This is a genomic window from Nocardia puris, from assembly GCF_003315035.1.
In the GTDB taxonomy this organism is placed as follows: Bacteria; Actinomycetota; Actinomycetes; order Mycobacteriales; family Mycobacteriaceae; genus Nocardia; species Nocardia puris.
Window position 1 is genome coordinate 100,740 of record NZ_QNRE01000010.1, and the last position, 14,410, is coordinate 115,149.

Genomic DNA, 14,410 nt, shown 5'->3' on the forward strand with positions numbered 1-14,410 from the left:
TTTCGAGGACCGACGATGCCGAACACCCACCTGCGTCCCACCTCCGCCGACGACGCCGTACCCGGGCGGATCCTGCGGGCCGAACCGATGACCGCGCGCCTCGTGCCCGGCTGGGCCATCCGCGCCCGCGCCTGGCGGGTGCGGTACGAATCGACTACCGCGACCGGGGAACCCACCGTGGTGTCCGGCACCATCCTGGCTCCCGAACGTCTCCGCTCGGGCGCGCCGTTGCTCGGATTCGCCCCTGGCACACAGGGACTCGCGCACACGGCGGCGGTGTCGCGACTGTTGCGCTACGGGCTGGAGTACGAAGGGGCCTTCCTCGCGGCCGCGCTGGGTCGCGGGTGGGTGCTCGCCGTCACCGACTACCCCGGGCTCGGCACGCCCGGAACGCACCCGTACGTGGTGGGTCCGGCCAACGGGCGCGCGGTGCTCGACATCATGCGCGCCGCTCGGACCTCGCCCGAGCTGGGCCTCGATCCGAGCGGCGTAGCCGGCGTGTACGGGTATTCCGAGGGCGGGAACGCCGCGGGCTGGGCCGCGCAACTGCAACCCGGGTACGCGCCCGACGTGGCGCTGGCCGGGGTGGCGGTCGGCGGCGCGCCCGTCGATCTGATGGAACTGTCCGAGGCCCTGGACACCAGCCTGTTCGCGTTCCTGCTGATCTACGCCGCGATCGGGATGGACGCGAGCTTCCCCGAACTGCGGCTCGACGAATTCCTCAATACGCGTGGGCGACTGGCCGCGGCCGTCATGAAGCGGACGCACATCGTTCCCGCGGTCGCGCTCGGGCTGGCGCTGCCCAAGACTCGCGCGCGGTACCTGGCCGAGGATCTCCTGCGCGATCCCGCCTGGATCGCCCGCATGAGCGAAGCGAGCCTCGGCCACCTCCCGCCGGGCGCGCCGGTGCTCATCGGCCACGGCCGCCAAGACCAGGTGCTGCCCTACCGGCAGTCCGAGTTGTTGCTGCGCCGCTGGCGCGCACTGGGCGCCGACGCCACCCACCACCGCATCGCCTGGGGCGAACACCTCACCGCCGCACCCCAATTCGCCCGCGCCGGGTTCGCGTTCCTCGGTGGGCGGTTCGCCGCCTGGGAGCGGGCGGGGCTGGCCGGGTCGACCGCCGTGTAGCCGCCGCCCCGCGGTCCCGGACTTGCCGGTCCGGCAACGAAAGTGGCCGGTTCGGCACGGTCGACCCACCATGGCGTGAGGCGGAGGTTCCGCCCCGCACGGTGAGCAGGAGATTGCGAATGACCGCGAGCACGGCCGAAGAGTACTGGGAAGGGTTCTACCGCGAGCGCGACAAGGTGTGGACCGGTAACCCGAACCCGCTGCTGGCGCGCGAGGCCGCCGGCCTGGTGCCCGGCTCCGCGCTGGACCTGGGATGCGGCGAAGGGGGCGATGCGCTCTGGCTGGCGGGGCGCGGCTGGCGAGTGCTCGCCGTCGACGTCGCCGAAGTCGCGTTGCGGCGCGGGGCCGCGCACGCCGCCGACGCCGGTGTCGCCGACCGCATCACCTGGGAGCGCCACGACCTCTCGCGCACCTTCCCCGAAGGCGCCTTCGACCTGGTCTCCGCCCAGTTCCTGCACTCCCCGGTCGCCGCCGACGGCGAACGCGACGAGATCCTGCGCCGCGCCGCCGCAGCCGTGGCGCCGGGCGGCACCCTCCTCCTCGCCGCCCACTCCACCTTCCCCACCTGGATGACCGACCCCCCGAAGATCCATTTACCCACCAACGCAAGCCAACTCGAAGCCCTCGCCCTCGACCCCACCGAATGGACCGTCCTCACAGCCGCCCTCATCGACCGCGACCTCCCCGGCCCCGAAGGCCAACCCGGCACCCGCACCGACTCCCTCCTCCGCATCACCCGCCGCAAGTAGGACCAGCCCGATCGCCGGACACCCGCTGACAACCCCTTGATTTGGTAGTCTTCTGACGAAATTGGCCATCTAAGTGCAGCGGGGTGTCGAATGCTCATCCGGTTTGAAGTGGAGAACTTCCGCTCGATACTCGAACCCGCAGAGCTGTCGATGGTTGCGATCGATGACCGGCCGGAGGTGCGGGTCCATCCGAAGTTCGGTGCGTCACTGGTGCCGGTCGCGGGCATCTTCGGGCCCAACGCATCGGGCAAGTCGAACGTGCTGGCGGCGTTGGCCTGGCTGCGTGCAGCGGTTCAGCACTCCCTGCGCATGTGGGACGAGGAGATCCCCGTCGAACCGTTCGCTTTCGGTGATGCGAAGACTCGGGACTCATCATTCGTTCTCGAGTTGGAGATCGACGGAGTTCGCTTCGAGTACCTTCTCGATGTCGGGAGGCATCGAGTCAGCTATGAAGCGCTGTTCCACTATCCCGAGGGACGGCGTCGACGCGTCTTCGAACGCGAAGCCAACGAGCTCACCCTGCAACGCGGGCTGGGGCAGCTTTCGGGCACGCGAACGCTTCTCACCGATCGGTCACTGGCGCTGTCGATTATGCGGCGATTCGATGAGCCGACGACCTCGGCGTTCGCACGATCCGTCGTCCGCATGACAGGGCTGGGAAAGTCGTTGGGCCGGAATCGCCGCTTTCCTGTTGGCACGGCACGCTCGACGATCAGCCTCTTCGGTCCACCTCGGAACGAGCAACTCACATTCTATGACGACGACCCGTTCTACTACTCGGAGTGGCAATCGGGTCGCCACCAAGCGATGTCGTTGCTGAAGCTCGCGGATCTCGGAGTAGCCGATGTACAAGTCGTAGAAACACGAATCGAAGCCGCCGGAGAAAAACCCGTAGTCCGCCGGAACGCACAGCTTGTCCATGTCTCCGACGGCGAACAGCTACCCTTCGCGTACCACGACGAATCGGCTGGCACACGTGCCTGGTTCGAACTGATCGGTCCGGTGCTCGATTCCCTGCGACACGGGGAAATCGTCCTCTTCGACGAACTGGACGCGAGTCTGCACCCGACTCTCACCGCTCAGCTCGTCAAACTCTTCGAGGGGCGGAGGTCCAACCCGCACGGCGCGCAGCTGCTGTTCACCTCCCACGACACCAACCTGTTGAATCACCTCAACCGGGACGAAGTGTGGCTGACGGAGAAATCCGAGAAGGGATCGACACGCTTCGCTGCCCTGTCCGACTTCGCCGGTGAACGCGTTCGCCGATCGGCGAATCTCGAAAGCAGCTACCTCAGCGGCCGATTCGGTGCACTACCCGACGTCTCCCGGCCCGAGGTCCTGCGTGACTTGGGCTTGATCGGATGACCGCCAAGGAGCGAGGTAAACGAGGAAAAGAGCTCAAACGCGTCACGGAGACCACACCGGTTCGGGCGACCTTTCGCGTGTACACGGAAGGAAAGTCGACCGAACCCGAGTACATCGACGCCCTCAAACGGCTCCCTGAGTTCGCCGAAGCGGTGTCGGTGGATATCTCCATCGAGGAGGCCGGAGCGACGCCGATGCACCTCGTGGAAAGCGCGTGTACCGACAAGCGCCGCGCCGACCTAGACGTCGACTTCTACTGGTGCGTGTTCGATGTAGAGTTTCCACAGCGACATCCACATCTCCATCGGGCCAGACTGATTAGCCGAAGCCAACGGTATCCGGTTGGCGATCAGTAATCCCTGCTTCGAGATCTGGCTGATCCTCCACCATGGACACCACGGGAGCCACCTATCCACCGACCAAGCGATTCGGCTCCGGCGCGAACGCGATGGGTCCGATGGCAAACACATCGACAGCGCGCTCTATATGAAACGTATGCCCACGGCCATCCGCCACGCACGTACCCTTCGCACGAAGCATGAGCGGGACGGCACAGAATTTCCCGAGGACAACCCCTCCTCCTCGGTCGACCAGTTCGTAACCCACATTCGTGAGGTGGTTGAGTCCATGACCGACGACGCTGCCCACCAGTAGACGGGCACAGCGGGTTGTCTCTCAGCTTGCCGACGGCTGGCTCGTCCGATGCGATGGCCAGGACAGTCAGTCCCTCATCTGCGCGGGCAGCTCGTGCAACGTCAGTGGGGGTTGTTCAAGGCGGTGTGCAAAGTGATCGCCCACTGGTGGACGATGTCTTTGCGGCGGGCGGAGTCGTCGGTGAGGACGTTGGCGAGGCCGAGGCCGCGGGCCATATCGAGGGTGCCTTGGACGAGGTGGTGGACGACGGGGTCGGTGTCGTCGACGCCGAGGGCTTCGATGGCGAGGCGGTGCTGGATGCGGCCGAAGCGGGCCTCCATCGGGACGATGCGTTCGCGCAGGACCGGGTCGGCGGCGGCGTGGGTCCACACCTGTAGCGCCGCCTTGAACAGGGCGCCCGCGTAGGACTCGACCAGGCCGGTGACCACGGCGTGGGTGCGGTCCACGCCCTGGGTGATCGCGCTGAGGCTCGCCGCTTCGGCCTTCGCCTGCGCCATGCGCGAATCGAACATGTAGTCCAGCGCCGCGGTGATCAGGTCTTCCCTGGTGGGGAAGTGATGCTGGGCCGCGCCGCGCGACACCCCCGCCCGCTCGGCGACCACGGCGACCGTGGCGGCCGCCCAGCCCATGGAGGCCAGGCAGTCGATGGTCGCCTCGAGCAGGCGCTGCCGGGTGGCTCGGCTGCGGTCCTGCTTCGGTTCGTGGGGTGTCGCCATGGCGGTTATTCTGCCCAGCTCGGCGGACGGCGCTGCAGGAAGGCCGTCATGCCCTCGCGCACCTGGTCGGTGCCGAAGAAGCTCGCCGACCGCACCGCCAGCTCCTCGGCGGAGGCGTCGAACTCGGCGAGGATGCCGGAGTTGACGAGCCGCTTGGCCTCCGCCAGCCCCTGCGGCGCGCCTTTGCGCAGTTCGCCGCACAGGCGCGCCACCTCGGCCGCCGGATCGTCGGCCACCACGGTGACCAGCCCGATCTCGGCGGCCTCCGCGGCGCCGAACTTCTCCCCGGTGAGGTAGTACCGGCTCGCGGCGCGCGCATTCAGGCGCGGCAGCAGAGTGAGCGAGATCATGAACGGCGCCAAGCCGATCCGCACCTCGGTCAGCGCGAACGAACTGCCCGGCCCCGCCACCACCAGGTCACACGCCGCCACGATGCCCATGCCACCGGCACGCACGTTGCCGTCGACCTGCGCGATCACCGGCTTGGGGATCTCCACCAATCGGCGCAGCACCCCGATCATCACGCGGGTGCGCTGATCGGCCGCCACCGCCGGATCGGCGTCGCTGGCCTCGCTCAGGTCCGCGCCGGCGCAGAAGGTGTTGCCGGTGTGGGCGAGCACGATGCCGCGCACCCGTTCGTCGCCCGCCGCCTGGTCCAGCCCGGCGATCAGCTCGGCGACCAGCCGCGAGGACAGCGCGTTGCGGTTGTGCGGGGAGTCCAGGGTGAGCACCGCGAAACCGTCGCGGATCTCGGAGCGGACCAGCGGCGCGGTGGAGGTCTCGGTCATCGGGTGAGCTCCTGTCGGATGATCGGCATCCGTGCGACCGCCGCCGCACGGATGCCGTTGTGTCAGTAGGACTTCGGCAGGCCGAGGGAGAACTGGGCCACGAAGTTCAGCACCATCTCCCGGCTCACCGGCGCGATGCGGCCGATGCGGGACGCCGACAGCATCGCGGCCAGCCCGTAGTCGGCGGTGAGGCCTGCGCCGCCGTGGGTCTGGATGGCCTGGTCGAGCGCCTTGATACTGGCCTCGGCCGCCGCGTATTTCGCCATGTTCGCGGCCTCGGCCGCGCCCATCTCGTCGCCCGCGTCGTAGAGGGTCGCGGCCTTCTGCATCATCAGCTTGGCCAGCTCGGTCTCCACCTTCACCTGCGCGAGGGGATGCGAAATGCCTTGGTGCGCACCGATCGGCGTCTTCCACACGGTGCGTTCCTTGGCGTATTCGACGGCCCGGTCGATGGCGTAGCGGGCCAGGCCGACGGCCATCGCCGCGCCCATGATCCGCTCCGGGTTGAGCCCGGCGAACAACTGCATGAGCGCCGCGTCCTCCTTGCCGACCAGCGCCGTGGACGGCAGCCGGACGTCGTCGAGGAACAGGCTGTACTGGTGGTCGGGCTCGATGATGTCCATCTCCTGCGCCACCTTGGTGAAACCGGGGGCGTCGGTGGGCACGATGAACAGCGCGGGCTTGAGCTTGCCGGTCTTGTGATCCTCGGTGCGCGAGACGATCAGCACCGCCTCGGCCTGGTCCACGCCGGAGATGAAGATCTTGCGGCCGTTGAGGATCCAGTCGTCACCGTCACGGCGGGCGGTGGTGGTGATCTGGTGCGAGTTGGACCCGGCGTCGGGCTCGGTGATGCCGAAGACCATCTTCGCCGACCCGTCGGCGAGCTTGGGCAGCCACTCCCGCTTCTGCTCGTCGGTGCCGAACTTGGTGATGATGGTGCCGCAGATGGCCGGCGACACGACCATGAGCAGCAGGCCCGCGCCCTGCGCGGACAGCTCCTCCAGCACCAGCGACAGCTCGTACATGCCCGCGCCGCCGCCACCGTACTCCTCGGGGAGGTTCACGCCGAGGAAGCCGAGTTCGCCCGCCTCGTCCCACAATTCGGTGAGCGGCTCGTTCTTGCGCGCCTTGGGCAGCACGTAGTCGCGGTAGGTGTACTTGGCGGCCAGCGCGGCCACCGCCGCGCGCAACTGCTTGCGCTCGTCGGACTCGATGAAACTCATGTCCCTACTGCTCCTGGTTCTCGTTGGCCGCGTCGTCCGGTTCGACGACGGCGAGGACGGCCCCTATGTCGACCTGGTGGCCGACGGTCACGTTGAGCGCGCTGAGCACGCCGTCGGTGGGCGCGGCGATGGTGTGCTCCATCTTCATCGCCTCCAGCCACAGGATCGGCTGGCCCGCCGTCACGCGGTCGCCCTCCTGCGCGCCGAGCCGGATCACGCTGCCGGGCATGGGCGCCAGCAGCGAACCGGTCGCGAGCTGCGCCGACGGATCGCTGAACCGCGGCAGCCTGCGCACCGACACCGGGCCGAGCGGTGAATCCACGCACACCAGATCGTCGTAGCGGGCGACGGTGAACGCGCGCCGCACGGGCCCGCGCTCGCCCGGCACCGCCAGCACCACCCGGTCCGGGCCGAGCTCGAGCAGTGCCAGCCCCTCGTGCCCGTCCACGGTGACGCCGGAACGCGTGAACCGGTAACCGATCTCGTGCACGCCGCTGGCGCGGCTCTCGTAGGACTTGCGCTGCGACTGCGAGGGCAGGTTGCGCCATCCGCTCGGCAGGCCTGCGCCGACGCGCGCCTTCACCCGGTTCGCCGCGGCATCGGCCAGCGCCGCCGCGACGATCGACAACTTCTCGTCGCCCTCGAAGACCAGTGGCTCGGAAAGCGCTGCCAGCCCGTGGGTTTCGAAGAAGGCGGTGTCGGTGTCACCCGCCAGGAACGCCGGGTGCGTCAGCACCCGCACCAGCAGGTCGCGGTTGGTGACCAGTCCGTGGATGCGCGCCCGCCGCAACGCCGACGCCAGCAGCCGGGCCGCCTCGGTGCGGGTCTCGGCGTAGGAGATGACCTTCGACAGCATCGGGTCGTAGTGCACGCCGACGACCGAACCGTCCACCACACCGGTGTCCAGGCGCACGCCCGCGCGGTCGATCAGATCGAATTCGGCGGCGACCGAGGGGATCTCGAGCCGATGCACGGTGCCGCTCTGCGGCTGCCAGTCGTGCGCGGGGTCCTCGGCGTAGAGGCGCACCTCGATCGAATGCCCGCGCAGGGCGGGCGGTTCGGCGGGCAGCGCCGCGCCGTTCGCGACATCCAGTTGCAGGCGAACGAGATCCAGACCGGTGGTGAGCTCGGTGACCGGATGTTCCACCTGGAGACGGGTGTTCATCTCCAGGAAGAAGAACTCGCCCTGCTCGTCGGCCAGGAACTCGACCGTGCCCGCGCCGGTGTACCCGATCGCGCCGGCGGCCAGCTTGGCGGCCTCGAAAAGCCTTGCGCGCATGCCGTCCACACGTTCCACGAGCGGAGAAGGCGCCTCCTCCACCACCTTCTGATGCCGCCGCTGAATCGAGCACTCGCGCTCGCCGACCGCCCAGATGGTGCCGTGCGTATCGGCCATGACCTGCACTTCGATGTGCCGGCCGGTCTCCAGATAGCGCTCGCAGAACACGGTCGGATCGCCGAATGCCGACTCCGCCTCGCGGCGCGCGGCTTCGATCTGCGGTTCCAGATCGGCCAGCTCGCGCACCACGCGCATCCCGCGCCCGCCGCCACCGGCCGACGCCTTGATGAGCACCGGCAGGTGCGCCGCGGTGACCTCGGCCGGGTCGAGTTCGGCCAGCACCGGCACACCGGCGGCGTCCATCATCTTCTTGGACGCGACCTTGGAACCCATCTGCTCGATCGCCTCGACCGGCGGACCGATCCACACCAGCCCGGCCGCCTGCACGGCGCGCGCGAATTCGGCGTTCTCGGAAAGGAATCCGTAGCCGGGGTGGATGGCGTCGGCGCCCGCCGAGAGCGCGGCCTCGATGATCAGCTCACCGCGCAGGTAGGTTTCGGCCGGGGTGTTGCCCGGCAGCCGCACGGCGGCGTCGGCCTCGGCGACGTGGGGCGAGGCGGCGTCCGCGTCGGAGTACACGGCGACGGTGCCCAGTCCGGACCGGCGGCACGTCGCGAACACGCGCCGCGCGATCTCACCGCGATTGGCGACCAGAACGTTCGAGATCTCCATGCTGGGCCTCACATCCGGAAGACGCCGAAGCCCTCGGCGCCCTTGATCGGGGAGTTGTGGATGGCCGAGAGCGCCATCCCCAACACCGTGCGGGTGTCGCGCGGGTCGATCACGCCGTCGTCGTAGAGGCGGCCCGACATGAACATCGGCAGCGACTCGGCCTCGATCTGCGCCTCGATCATCGCGCGCATCCCGGCGTCGGCCTCCTCGTTGAACGGCACGCCCTTCGCCTCGGAGGCGGCCCGGCTCACGATGGAGATGACGCCGGCCAGCTGCGCGCCGCCCATGACGGCGGATTTCGCACTGGGCCAAGCGAACACGAAGCGCGGATCGTAGGCGCGCCCGCACATGCCGTAGTGGCCCGCGCCGTAGGAGGCGCCCATCAGCAGCGAGATGTGCGGCACCTTCGAATTCGACACCGCGTTGATCATCATCGCGCCGTGCTTGATGATGCCCTTCTGCTCGAACTCCTTGCCGACCATGTAGCCGGTGGTGTTGTGCAGGAACAACAGCGGCGTGTTCGACTGGTTGGCCAGCTGGATGAACTGCGCCGCCTTCTGCGCCTCCTCGGAGAACAGCACGCCGCGCGCGTTGGCCAGGATGCCGACCGGATAGCCGTGCAGCTCCGCCCATCCCGTCACCAGGCTGGAGCCGTAGAGCGGTTTGAACTCGTCGAAATCGGAGCCGTCCACCACGCGCGCGACCACCTCGCGCGGATCGAACGGGATCTTCAGATCCGAGGGCACGATGCCGAGCAGTTCTTCCTGGTCGTACAGCGGCTCGATCACCTCGGCGCGCGGCGCGGGACCCTGTTTGCGCCAGTTGAGCCGCTTGACGATCGAGCGTCCGATGCGAATCGCGTCGTGCTCGTCGGCGGCCAGGTAGTCGGCCAGACCCGAAGTGCGGGCATGCATTTCGGCGCCGCCCAGGGATTCGTCGTCGGACTCTTCACCGGTCGCCATCTTCACCAGCGGCGGACCGCCGAGGAACACCTTGGAGCGCTCCTTGATCATGACCGTGTAATCGGACATGCCGGGCACGTACGCGCCGCCCGCCGTGGAGTTGCCGAACACCAGCGCGATCGTCGGGATGCCCATCGCCGACAGCTTCGTCAGATCGCGGAACATGCGCCCGCCGGGGACGAAAACCTCTTTCTGCGTGGGCAAGTCGGCTCCACCGGATTCGACCAGGCCGATCACCGGCAACCGGTTCTCCATGGCGATGTCGTTCATGCGCAGGTTCTTGCGCAGCGTCCACGGATTCGAGGTGCCGCCGCGCACCGTGGGATCGGGCGCGACGATCATGCATTCGACGCCCTCCACGATGCCGATGCCCGCGATCACGCTGGCGCCCACGTGGAAATCGCTGCCCCACGCGGCCAGCGGGCACAGCTCCAGGAACGGCGAGTCCTCGTCGATGAGCAGTTCGATGCGCTCGCGCGCGGTCAGCTTGCCGCGCTTGCGATGTCGCGCCATCTTCTCCGGACCGCCGCCGCCCACGTTCTTCTCGAACTCGGCCTCGATCTCGGCGAGCTTGGTGTTCATCGCCTCGGCCGCCGCACCGTATTCGGGCGAGCCGCTGTCGAGCGTGCTGCGCAGTGTGGTCATGACTGGTACCCCAATCGCTTCGCGGCCAGGCCGGTGAGGATCTCGGTGGTGCCGCCGCCGATCCCGATGATGCGGATGTCGCGGTACTGGCGCTCGACTTCGGACTCGCTCATGTACCCGAGCCCGCCGAACAGCTGCACGGCCTGGTTGGCCACCCATTCGCCCGCCTCGACGGCGGTGTTCTTGGCGAAGCACACCTCGGCGATCAGATCGGTCTCGCCCTCGGCCGCGCGCCGCGCGACCTCGCGGGTGTAGACGCGGGCCACGTCGATGCGCCGCGCCATCTCGGTCACCGTGTTCTGCACGGACTGGCGGCTGATCAGCGGGCGCCCGAAGGTCTCGCGGTTGCGCACCCAGTCCAGGGTGAGGTCCAGGCAGCGCTGGGCCTGCGAGTACGCCTGCACCGCCAGCCCGACGCGCTCGCTGACGAAGGCGGCCGCGATCTGGTAGAAACCCGTATTCTCTTGTCCCACCAGGTTTTCCACCGGCACCCGCACGTCCACGTAGGACAGTTCGGCGGTGTCGGAGCAGCGCCAGCCCATCTTGTCCAGCTTGCGGCTGACGGTGAAGCCGGGCGTGCCCTTCTCCACCACCAGCAGCGAGATGCCCGAGGAGCCGGGCCCGCCGGTGCGCACGGCGGTCACCACGTAGTCGGCGCGCACGCCGGAGGTGATGTAGGTCTTGGCGCCGTTGACGATGTAGTGGTCGCCCTCGCGGCGCGCGGTGGTGGTGAGGTGGCCCACGTCGGAGCCGCCGCCCGGTTCGGTGATGGCCAGCGACCCGATCTTCTCGCCCACGAGGGTGGGACGCACGAAGCGCTCGATCAGGTCCTCGTTGCCGGAGGCGATGATGTGCGGCACCGCGATCCCGCAGGTGAACAGCGAGGCGAACAGGCCGCCCGAACCGCCCGCCTCGTGCAGTTCCTCGCACACGATCATGGCGTCGATGCCGTCGCCACCCGCGCCGCCCACCGATTCGGGGAACTGGATGCCGAGCAGGCCCAGTGCGCCCGCCTTCTTGTGGAGTTCGCGCGGCAGTTCGCCCTCGCGCTCCCAGTCGGCGAGGTAGGGCAGCACTTCGCGTTCGGCGAAACCGCGGACGGTGGCGCGCAATTCGCGCCGCTCCGGGGTGTTCCACGGACTGACGGCAGTGGTCATGAGAGCAACTCCACGGGGATGTCGAGGTGGCGGGAGCGCAGCCATTCGCCGAGCCCCTTGGCCTGCGGATCGAAGCGGGCCTGGTAGGCCACGCCCTGGCCGAGCAGGCCGGAAACGAGGAAGTTCACCGCGCGCAGATTGGGCAGCACGTGGCGGGTGACGGTGAGCGCGGCCGTCTCGGGCAGCAGCTCCTGGAGTCGGTCCACGGTGAGTTCGTGCACCAGCCAGCGCCATTGGTCGTCGGTGCGGACCCACACGCCGATATTGGCGTCGCCGCCCTTGTCGCCGCTGCGCGCCAGCGCGAGGGTGCCCAGCGGCACGCGGCGGGTTTCCCTGGCGGGCAACGGCTCCGGCAGATCGGGAGGCGGAACCTCTTCCAGCGCTGCGGTTTCCGATGCCTGCGCAACGGCGATTCGAGATCCGTCGGGCAGCACCGCCGTGTGCGGCACCTCGGCGGCGTCCACGAAGCCGGGGCTGAACACGCCGTACGGAGAACCGTTGCCCGGCAAGGTCGTGAAGCTGCACCCCGGGTAGCTGGCCAGGGCCAGTTCCACCGCGACGCTGGAGAACGCGCGCCCCACCTTGTTCGGATCGGGATCGCGGACCACGCAGCGCAGCAGGGCGCTGGCCTGTTCCTCGGTCTCGGCGTCCGGGCGGTCCAGGCGCGCCAGCGTCCACTCCAGCTCGGCCGGGCGGACGGGCAGCCAGGACTCCAGCTGTCGTTGCGCCAGTGCGGCTTTGGCCTCGATGTCGAGTCCGGTGAGCACGAACTCCATCTCGTTGCGGAAGCCGCCGAGGGTGTTGAGCGAGACCTTCAGCGTCGGCGGCGGCGCCTCGCCCCGCACCCCGCTGATGCGCACGCGGTCGGGCGCCTCCTGGGTGAGGCGGATGGTGTCCAGGCGGGCGGTGACGTCGGGCCCCGCGTAGCGCGGGCCCTGGATCTCGTACATGAGCTGGGCCTCGACCGTGTCGACGGTGACGGCGCCGCCGGTGCCCTCGTGCTTGGTGATGACGCTGGACCCGTCGCGGCGGATCTCGGCGATCGGGAAGCCGGGCCTGCCCAGCTCGGGCAGTTCGGTGAAGAAGGCGAAGTTGCCGCCGGTGGCCTGGGTGCTGCACTCGATCACGTGGCCCGCCACCACCGCACCGGCCAGGCTGTCGTACTCGGTTCGGCCCCAGCCGAAGTGGGCGGCGGCCGGGCCCACGATCACCGAGGCGTCGGTGACGCGGCCGGTGACCACGATGTCGGCGCCGGCGTTCAGGCACTCGACGATGCCCCACGCGCCCAGGTAGGCGTTCGCGGTGAGCGGCGCGCCGAGCCCGAGTTCGCCTGCGCGCGAGAGCAGATCGTCACCCTCGACGTGGGCGACCTTGGCGTCCAGTCCGAGGTCGGCGGCGACCTTGCGCAGCCGTTCGGCGAGACCGGCCGGATTCAGCCCGCCGGCGTTCGCGACGATCTGCACGTTGCGTTCCAGCGCGAGTCCGAGACAGTCCTCGATCTGCTTGACGAAGGTCTTCGCGTAGCCGAGGCTCGGGTCCTTCATCCGGTCGCGCCCGAGGATCAGCATGGTCAGCTCGGCGAGGTAGTCGCCGGTGAGCACGTCGAGTTCCCCGCCCTCGAGCATCTCGCGCATCGCGGAGAGCCGGTCCCCGTAGAAGCCGGAACAGTTGCCGATCCTGATCAGGTCCGGATCGGCGCCCAATCTACCCATCTGCCGGGTGCCTCCTGTGCGGTGGACATCACGTTCCGACCCAGGATCACACGCGGGCAAGAAAAAATCAAGCGCGCGTGCTTGTTAAATATCCGCGCAGGTCAGGCCCGGTAAATCCCCGGCATCCGGGGCACGGCAGAATGGGTGTATGTCGACCGACGTGACCATGATCGTGCTGCTCGCCCTCGCCGGATTCCTGCTGGGCGGTGCGTATTCGATGTGGAAGACGGCGCGCCCGGTCGCGATCGGCCTCGCCTCCTGCGGGCTGCTGGCCGTCGCCGGCGCGCTCGTGTGGGGCCTGTCGTAGCTCAGGCCTTCGTGAGCCGGAAGATACGCAGGTCTTCCGGGACGCCGCTGAGCGGGGCGGCGAAGAAACTGCGCCGGTAGGGCTTCACCGAGACGCCCAGCTCCTCGAGGGTTTCCGGGGGCAGCGCGCGCAGGGTGGCGTCGGAGATCATGGTGTTGCCGTTGCCGCCCGCCTCCATGACGCGGGCCGCCACCGTCACGTCCACGCCCAGCCAGTCGCCGCCGATCTCGCGGGGCGACCCGGTGTGCAGGCCGACGCGCATCTTGGGGCGGTAGCCGCGCACGTTCACCTCGGCGAGATTCTCCTTGGCCTGCAGGGCGGCGCGCACCGCGCGCTCGGCCGACGGGAACACCGCCATCACGCCGTCGCCCATCCGCTTGACCACCTGGCCGCGGCGTTCGATCGGCGGCTCGATGGCCTTGGCCACCTCGCGCAACAGCTCGAGGGTCACCTCGTCACCGGCGGACAGCGACCAGCTGGAGAAGGCCACCAGATCGGTGAACATGATGGTTACTTCCTGGCTACCTTTTCCGCGGCCGACTCGCTCCAGCATCGCCTGCCACACCTGCAGCGCGCCGAAACCGATCTCGCGGGCCGCGCTGGGGGTGTCGCCGACCAGCTTGTCGGCGGCCCGCGCGACGGCGCGCGCGCCACCCGGCCCGGACACCGACAGCGGATCGCCGAAGGAAGGGTCGCCCGGCAGCTGTTCGCGCGCCTTGCGCAGCACCCCGATGAAGTCGGGCCGCTGGTTGGCGGCGTTCATCAGCGCCGAGAACTGCTCTTTGCGGAAAACCCGTCCGGGTCCGCGCGTTTCGCTCGCCTCGTCCGCGGGCACCAAGGGAATCACCACCTCGGGCGCCGCGCCCCCGTTGTCCTCCGGCCGCGGTCCCGATTCGGGACCGCCGGAAGGTGTATCGCTCACGCCCCGAGCGTATCTCAGCGGTCGGGCGGTCGGCTGATTACTCATGATCGCCACTGTGCACCCCTCGA

14 protein-coding genes are annotated in these 14,410 nt (G+C 68.9%); 6 read left to right on the forward strand and 8 right to left on the reverse strand.

Going from position 1 to position 14,410, the window contains the following annotated elements:
• Positions 1-15: 15 nt before the first annotated feature.
• From DFR74_RS23040 to DFR74_RS38050, 5 genes are all read left to right on the forward strand, one after another.
• A complete protein-coding gene (locus tag DFR74_RS23040; RefSeq protein ID WP_067511828.1) occupies positions 16-1,131 on the forward strand; it encodes a lipase family protein in 1,116 nt (371 codons plus the stop codon).
• A gap of 119 nt (positions 1,132-1,250) precedes the next feature.
• Positions 1,251-1,880, forward strand: a complete 630-nt coding sequence (locus DFR74_RS23045; RefSeq protein ID WP_067511830.1) for a class I SAM-dependent methyltransferase — start codon at positions 1,251-1,253, stop codon at positions 1,878-1,880.
• A gap of 90 nt (positions 1,881-1,970) precedes the next feature.
• Complete coding sequence (locus tag DFR74_RS23050) at positions 1,971-3,245, forward strand: AAA family ATPase (RefSeq protein WP_067511832.1); 1,275 nt, start codon at positions 1,971-1,973, stop codon at positions 3,243-3,245.
• Positions 3,242-3,601, forward strand: coding sequence for an RloB family protein (locus tag DFR74_RS23055; RefSeq protein WP_084537970.1), 360 nt, complete (start codon positions 3,242-3,244; stop codon positions 3,599-3,601). Before DFR74_RS23050 ends, DFR74_RS23055 begins: the two co-directional genes overlap by 4 nt.
• Positions 3,588-3,899: an RloB domain-containing protein gene (locus tag DFR74_RS38050; protein ID WP_170160794.1), complete on the forward strand. Its 312-nt coding sequence runs from the start codon at positions 3,588-3,590 to the stop codon at positions 3,897-3,899. The genes DFR74_RS23055 and DFR74_RS38050 overlap by 14 nt, the downstream gene beginning before the upstream one ends.
• 101 nt (positions 3,900-4,000) lie before the next feature.
• Here DFR74_RS38050 and DFR74_RS23065 read toward each other — a convergent pair whose 3' ends face one another.
• From DFR74_RS23065 to DFR74_RS23095, 7 genes are all read right to left on the reverse strand, one after another.
• A complete protein-coding gene (locus DFR74_RS23065; protein WP_067511836.1) occupies positions 4,001-4,615 on the reverse strand; it encodes a TetR/AcrR family transcriptional regulator in 615 nt (204 codons plus the stop codon).
• A gap of 5 nt (positions 4,616-4,620) precedes the next feature.
• Positions 4,621-5,403 carry an enoyl-CoA hydratase family protein gene (locus tag DFR74_RS23070; RefSeq protein WP_067511838.1) on the reverse strand — a complete coding sequence of 261 codons (783 nt, stop codon included), beginning with the start codon at positions 5,401-5,403 and terminating at the stop codon, positions 4,621-4,623.
• 62 nt (positions 5,404-5,465) lie between these two features.
• On the reverse strand, positions 5,466-6,626 hold the full coding sequence (locus DFR74_RS23075) for an acyl-CoA dehydrogenase family protein (RefSeq protein ID WP_067511840.1): 1,161 nt from the start codon (positions 6,624-6,626) through the stop codon (positions 5,466-5,468).
• A 4-nt stretch (positions 6,627-6,630) separates the two neighbouring features.
• Positions 6,631-8,637: an ATP-binding protein gene (locus tag DFR74_RS23080; RefSeq protein WP_067511843.1), complete on the reverse strand. Its 2,007-nt coding sequence runs from the start codon at positions 8,635-8,637 to the stop codon at positions 6,631-6,633.
• Positions 8,638-8,645: 8 nt separating this feature from the next.
• The gene (locus tag DFR74_RS23085) at positions 8,646-10,244 is read right to left on the reverse strand and encodes an acyl-CoA carboxylase subunit beta (protein ID WP_067511845.1); all 1,599 of its coding nucleotides are present in this window, start codon (positions 10,242-10,244) and stop codon (positions 8,646-8,648) included.
• Positions 10,241-11,401: an acyl-CoA dehydrogenase family protein gene (locus DFR74_RS23090; RefSeq protein ID WP_067511847.1), complete on the reverse strand. Its 1,161-nt coding sequence runs from the start codon at positions 11,399-11,401 to the stop codon at positions 10,241-10,243. Before DFR74_RS23090 ends, DFR74_RS23085 begins: the two co-directional genes overlap by 4 nt.
• The gene (locus tag DFR74_RS23095) at positions 11,398-13,113 is read right to left on the reverse strand and encodes an acyclic terpene utilization AtuA family protein (RefSeq protein WP_067511849.1); all 1,716 of its coding nucleotides are present in this window, start codon (positions 13,111-13,113) and stop codon (positions 11,398-11,400) included. The genes DFR74_RS23090 and DFR74_RS23095 overlap by 4 nt, the downstream gene beginning before the upstream one ends.
• 148 nt (positions 13,114-13,261) lie before the next feature.
• On the opposite strand from DFR74_RS23095, the gene DFR74_RS36170 reads away from it, so the two are divergent.
• Positions 13,262-13,420 carry a hypothetical protein gene (locus tag DFR74_RS36170; protein WP_170160795.1) on the forward strand — a complete coding sequence of 53 codons (159 nt, stop codon included), beginning with the start codon at positions 13,262-13,264 and terminating at the stop codon, positions 13,418-13,420.
• Between the two features lies 1 nt (position 13,421).
• Here DFR74_RS36170 and DFR74_RS23100 read toward each other — a convergent pair whose 3' ends face one another.
• Complete coding sequence (locus tag DFR74_RS23100; protein WP_067511913.1) at positions 13,422-14,183, reverse strand: adenylate/guanylate cyclase domain-containing protein; 762 nt, start codon at positions 14,181-14,183, stop codon at positions 13,422-13,424.
• Positions 14,184-14,410: the final 227 nt, after the last annotated feature.